Here is a 4,240-nt window from a genome sequence, read left to right as displayed (position 1 = left end):
GCCCCACCTCCAGCTACACCCCCACCGGGGCCCCCGCCCGGGCCCTGCGTCGCCGACCCTTCCGGCTCGCTCTGGGCGTCGTCGCGGCGGTCTGCGCGGGTGCGGTCGTCACCGGCCTGGGCTGGCTGGTGGTGCAGGGCGGCAGCGGCGCCACCCGGGACACGGCGGGCGACAGCGCGGCCGCCTCCGACGCCCGGCCGGAGAGCCCGCCCTCGGGCCCGGACGCGGGCCCGGACGCGGGCCCGCCCGGAGGCCCGTCCGAGGGCCCGTCCGAGGGCCGGGAGGCCGTGCCGGTCTTCGGCACCCCCCGCTACCTCGCCTGCGCCCTGCTGGTCGCCGAGGGCACGGTGACCGGCGTCGAACCGGTGCCGGGGGCCGCACGGCACCGGGTGACGCTCCGGGTGACCCGCGCCTACGCACCGGAGGGGGACCCCGGGCCGGCGGCGTTCGTGCTGGACGACGCGCTCGCCACCCTCGCCCCCGGCGACCGGGTGCTGGTCGGTGGCCTGCGGGACCGGCCCACCGCCGACACGGTGATCACCGGCGAGCGGAACATCGCCACCGCCCGCGGCCGGCTCACCGCCTCCCTGCCGGAGTCCCGCACCCTGACCTGCGGCGCTCCCCAGGGGCGTTGATCACGAGCAGGTGAAAGGGCGGGCGCCCCGGAATCCACCGGGCGCGCCCGCCCCTCCCCGTACCGCACCGGACTACGGCACGACCTTGCCGATCCGCACGCTGCCCAGGCCCGCGACCGTGCCGTGGGCGTTGACCAGCTGGACCCGGCCGAAGAACTCGCGGCCCTCGGGGGCGGCGGCCAGCGCCGTGACGCTGCCCGTCACCTCCGCCGAAGCGCCCGTGCCGAGCCGCACCGTCGCCGAGTCGTCCACGGTCACCGAACCGAGGCCGGCGGAGAAGTACACGTCCCGGTAGTCGTACTCCGTGCTGCCCGCGGGCACCGAGTAGCCCGCGACCTCGACGGTGTACGTACCGGCGGCCGGCTTGGTGAGGGAGACCGACTCCTCCGAGTCGCCGTCGGCGGACTGGCCGACGACGGAGCCGTCCTCGTCGTAGACCGTCAGGTCCAGGTCGGCGGCCGCGTCGGAGACGCCCCCGATGGCGACGTCCAGCGACTCGGCGCCGTCGGGCACCTCGACCGTGGAGGTCGCCGTCTCGCCCTGCGCGATGGACGGGCGGGACGACTCGGACGAGCCGAGCGGACCGCCGACCAGCTTGCCCTCGACCGGGGCGTACTGGTTGGTCACCGTCCAGGAGGCGTCGGCCGGGGTGCCGGCCTTCGCCTCGGGCACGGTGACGACCTCCGGATCGAAGACCGCGCCGAGCACGGTGACGTCGAGCTTGAAGGGGTTGTCGAGGAGCGGCGAGGTGCGCCGTGCCTCGACCTCGATCTCCCAGACGCCGGGCTGCGGGTCGTCGTACGCGCGTACGTCGGGGCGGCAGCCGTTGCCGTCGAGGTAGTTGTTGTAGCAGTACGGCGTGGAGGTGTTGTCGACCGGGACGCCGTACGGGTGGAGGGAGATGAACCGGGTCTGGCTCTCCCCCTTGAGGCCGCCGATCGCCACCTCCAGCGACTTCGCGCCCTCGGGGACGGTCACGAAGTACGACGTGGTGGCGTTGCGCTGCACCGAGCTCTTCGCGGAGAAGTCGTACTTCAGCGGGGCGGAGACCACGACCGTGGTCAGGACCTGCTGGTCGATGCCCTCGGTGCGCGGGTCGTCGACCTCCAGGATCGCGCTCTTGACGCCGGCGGAGCCCGGCCGTGCCTCGACCTGGACCGTCACCGGCTTGTTCAGCGGCAGCTCCACCTCGTCGCGGCCGACGATCCGGAAGGTCCGGCCCGCGTTGTTCTCGAAGTGCAGCTCGTGCCGGATCGCCCGGTCGGCGCCGGAGGTACGCGTCAGCGTGATCTCGTACGTCTTCTTCTGGCCGGCCTTCAGGCCGCCCTCGCGGTCGTAGAGGCCGGTGCCGTGGCCCGGGGTCTCCAGGAACTCGTCGATCGCGGTGTCGACGGGCGCCTCGACCGTGTACTCGTGGGCGGTGGCGCCGCGCCGGATCGACTTCCAGGCGTCCGGGATGTTGATCAGGCCCGCGCCCTCCTCGTACGCCTGCACGCCCTTGATGTGGTCGGCGGTGGAGGTCAGCGCCGTGCGCAGCTTCGCCGGCGTGAGGTCGACGCGGGCCTGCTTCGCCGCCGACAGGAGCAGCGCCGAGGCACCGGCGGCCTGCGGGGACGCCATCGAGGTGCCCTGGAGCATGCCGTAGCCGGCGGGCAGGTCGTAGCCCGCCTCGGGGACCGGGGCGCCGGGCATCCAGGTCTGGATGGCGTTGACGGCCGCGCCGGGCGCGGTCAGCGTCGGCGTGAAGCCGCCGTCCTCACGCGGGCCGCGCGAGGAGAACGGCATCATCGCGTACTTGGTCCTCACCGCGGAGCCGTAGTTCGAGGCCCAGGTCTCGCGGGAGATGGACGCGCCGACGGAGATCACCTTGTCGGCGAGGCCGGGGTCGCCGATGGTGTTGGCGCCGGGGCCCGAGTTGCCGGCGGAGATGACGAGCTGCACGCCGTAGGTGTCGATGAGCCGGGTGTACAGCTCGGCGCGGGCGTTGTTGCCGTCGTTGAGGGAGGGCAGGCCGCCGATCGACATGTTGACGATGTCGACGCCCCGGTCGACGACGAGGTCGATCATGCCCTCGGTGAGCGCGACGTTGGTGCAGCCGCCGCTCCAGGTGCAGGCGCGCGAGGAGACGATCTTCGCGCCGGGCGCCGCGCCGTCCATCCGGCCGCCGAACAGCCCGTTGGCGGCGGCGAGTCCGGCGACGTGCGTGCCGTGCTCCGACTCGATGACGCCGATGTTGACGAAGTCGGCCTTGTCACCGGCCGAGTTGTGGACCACGTCCTTGCGGATCTCGACCACGAAGGGCTGGCGCTCGGCCACGTCCGTCCTCGGGTCGTCGGTGCCGAAGTAGCCGACCTGGAAGCCGTCCTTGTAGGGCTTCATCGGCTGGTCGTCGGAGAAGTCGTGGTTGTTGTTCAGGTCGACGCGGACCGTGCCGGCCTTCGCGTCGTACAGGACGCCCCAGGAGTCGGTGGTGTCGCCGTCCCGGTTGGCGTCGCCCGCCGCGTCGCCGCCGGCGGTGTAGGACTCCAGGAAGGTGCTGACCTGGTAGGAGCCCGCGGGCGCGGTCCACGTCTGTCCGCCGTAGGTGAAGGTGGGGCCGGAGACGGAGGTGGTCATCGGGCGCCAGGTGCGGTCGCCGTCGACGACCGGGTCGGTCGCGGTGACCCAGTCGACGATCTTGCGTTCGCCGGTGGTGGTCTTCTGCAGCGCCGGGTGGGCGAGGTCGACGCCCGAGTCGAGGATGCCGATGGTGACGCCGCGGCCGTCCGACTTCGGGTGCTTCTTCACGAAGTCGACGGCGCCCGTCTCGAAGGACGGGTTGTACGGGTTCTCGGCGGGGGTCCGGCGGTCCGGCGCCGGGTAGGACCGGCCCTTGTGCGAGGCGCCCTTCGCCGTGTCCGCGCTCGGCGTCGGGTCGTCCAGCTCGATCTCGTCGCGCAGGTCGATACCGTGCACGGAGGAGAGCTTCGCGGCGGCGGCGATGGCCGAGTCCGCCTTGGCGGTGGGCACGGTGGCGCGGACGTAGCCCAGCTCGTCGTAGGTCCGGCCGACGGCGCCGCCGTCGACCGCGTCCAGTTCCTTCGCCACCTGCTCGGTCCGGCCCGGCGCGGTGGCGACCATCATCGTGACGTTCTTCTCGCCGTCGGCCTTCGCGGCGGCGAGCAGTTCGGCGTCGTCGGAACCGAGCTTGTCGTGCGCCGACTTCGCGGAGGCGTCCGCGGGGGCCGGGGGCGTGGTCGCCGGGCCGTCGGCGGCGAGGGCCGCGGGGACGGGCCCGAGCGCGGCGAGCGCGGCGACGAGACCGGCGGTCAGGGCGATGCGGGCCGCGCGTCTCGCGCCGGGTATCGGTTCCCGCTGGGGGGTGTGGGTCATCGGCATCCCTTGTAGGTAAAGGAACGTATGGGTACGACCGAAGCCGATCGGCTCCGGTCGCGCCAGTCCGGAATCCGATCCCGGACGACCGCTCAGCTTTACGCAAGGGTTCACTGTTTGGGGAGAGTTGTCCGAGACGGGATGAGGCGGTGGCGTACTTCCGCCATACGCCATCGGGGACACAAGGGGCGGGACATGACAATCCCGCGAGCCGCACGACCGCGGCGCCCCGC

2 protein-coding genes are annotated in these 4,240 nt (G+C 73.0%); one reads left to right on the top strand and one right to left on the bottom strand.

The annotated features are described in order from the left end of the window. Positions 1 to 635 (top strand): hypothetical protein (locus HZS56_RS37310; RefSeq protein WP_216725246.1); only part of this gene is annotated, 635 nt, incomplete at its 5' end. Positions 636 to 707: 72 nt separating this feature from the next. Here the strand turns inward: HZS56_RS37310 and HZS56_RS37305 are convergent. Further along, entirely contained in the window at positions 708 to 4,007 is a 3,300-nt protein-coding gene (locus HZS56_RS37305; protein WP_216725245.1) for a S8 family serine peptidase, read from the bottom strand. Positions 4,008 to 4,240: the final 233 nt, after the last annotated feature.

This window comes from Streptomyces mayonensis (assembly GCF_018982965.1).
Classification (GTDB): Bacteria; Actinomycetota; Actinomycetes; order Streptomycetales; family Streptomycetaceae; genus Streptomyces; species Streptomyces mayonensis.
Note: the sequence above shows the minus strand (reverse complement) of the source record. Positions and strands in the feature narration are given on the sequence as shown.

What these genes read in the sequence shown, in the direction of transcription:
- HZS56_RS37305 (WP_216725245.1), bottom strand. Translation starts at nt 4,007, where the DNA reads ATGACCCACACCCCCCAGCGGGAACCGATACCCGGCGCGAGACGCGCG.